At 45.2% G+C, this 542-nt stretch carries 2 protein-coding genes and 1 pseudogene; 1 reads left to right on the forward strand and 2 read right to left on the reverse strand.

From position 1 onward, the window contains the following. Window positions 1-254 (reverse strand): recombinase family protein (locus H8S44_RS16190; protein ID WP_186997575.1); only part of this gene is annotated, 254 nt, incomplete at its 3' end. Then, window positions 255-452, reverse strand: coding sequence for a hypothetical protein (locus H8S44_RS16195; RefSeq protein ID WP_003020324.1), 198 nt, complete (start codon window positions 450-452; stop codon window positions 255-257). On the opposite strand from H8S44_RS16195, the pseudogene H8S44_RS16760 reads away from it, so the two are divergent. Next, a pseudogene (locus H8S44_RS16760) lies at window positions 426-542 on the forward strand (tweety protein); the annotation flags it as partial. The gene H8S44_RS16195 and the pseudogene H8S44_RS16760 sit on opposite strands and share 27 nt — an antisense overlap.

Raw genomic sequence — 542 nt, forward strand, 5'->3', positions numbered from 1 at the left:
ATGGCTCTCAACATTCTCTGTAAATCAGGACGCTCCATATTAAGACCTGTGAAGCCATCGTCCTGATAGACTGCCACAACCTCCCATCCCTGCTTTTCGCAGTATTTTTCCAGCATATCACGCTGGTTTGCGATACTGGCACTTTCGCCTTGCAGGTCATCGTCCTTTGACAGTCTGCAATAGACCGCTGCACGATAACCCCTGGCAAGTGCCGAACCTATTGTTCTGTATTCCATTTCATTCATCATAGCCATTTACCCACACAATCCAGACGGTATCTGGCTCTTTTGAACCTCATCTTCATTATAGCTCATATCTTTCCTTTTAGCAAGATATTCTTTCGTATTTGTCTTTCCGTATTTCTGGGAAATCAGGCTGACGAACACATCGGTTGCGTCCAGTTCCCCGTCAAATACCGTTGTAACATGAATCTCTGTTTTGTTTTTTGCCATAGGCAGTTATCCTCCATACATGAAAATAGCCAGACAGAGGGTGTCGGCAACGAAGTCCGGCAACGGGCTTCAAAAGACCTTGCAAACAAT

The sequence above is a fragment of the Anaerosacchariphilus hominis genome (assembly GCF_014290175.1).
In the GTDB taxonomy this organism is placed as follows: domain Bacteria; phylum Bacillota; class Clostridia; order Lachnospirales; family Lachnospiraceae; genus Laedolimicola; species Laedolimicola hominis.